This is a genomic window from Shewanella sp. SM95 (assembly GCF_025653595.1).
In the GTDB taxonomy this organism is placed as follows: domain Bacteria; phylum Pseudomonadota; class Gammaproteobacteria; order Enterobacterales; family Shewanellaceae; genus Shewanella; species Shewanella oncorhynchi.
Genome location: NZ_JAKKSE010000073.1, coordinates 1 through 524 on the forward strand (window position 1 = coordinate 1; position 524 = coordinate 524).

General features: G+C 47.1%; 2 rRNA genes. Both read left to right on the forward strand.

From position 1 onward, the window contains the following. Positions 1 to 230: ribosomal RNA gene (locus L5M29_RS23710) — 23S ribosomal RNA — on the forward strand; the annotation flags it as partial. A gap of 136 nt (positions 231 to 366) precedes the next feature. After that, positions 367 to 482 (forward strand): 5S ribosomal RNA (gene rrf / locus L5M29_RS23715). Positions 483 to 524 lie beyond the last annotated feature (42 nt).

A 524-nucleotide genomic window follows, 5' to 3' on the forward strand; every position in this document is an offset into this window, starting at 1 on the left:
ACGAACCGCTGGTGTTCGGGTTGTCATGCCAATGGCATTGCCCGGTAGCTACGTTCGGAATCGATAACCGCTGAAAGCATCTAAGCGGGAAGCGAGCCCTAAGATGAGTCATCCCTAGGAATTTAATTCCTCTAAAGAGCCGTTCGAGACTAGGACGTTGATAGGCATGGTGTGTAAGCGTTGTGAGGCGTTGAGCTAACATGTACTAATGACTCGAGAGGCTTAACCATACAACCCAGATGGGTTTTATAAGCAGCCTTAGACAGAATATCGACACTTGATAAAGTTAAAGACTCAACAGAAAATCAGCTTTCCGAATTATTATTAGCGTGAGCCAGAGATGGACACGGTAATAAACAGAATTTGCTTGGTGACAATAGCCTTGTGGAACCACCTGATCCCATCCCGAACTCAGAAGTGAAACGCAAACGCGCCGATGGTAGTGTGGGGTCTCCCCATGTGAGAGTAGGTCATCGCCAAGCGCCTAATTTAGGTTAACGTGTAGACGTTAAGCTAAAGGAGCG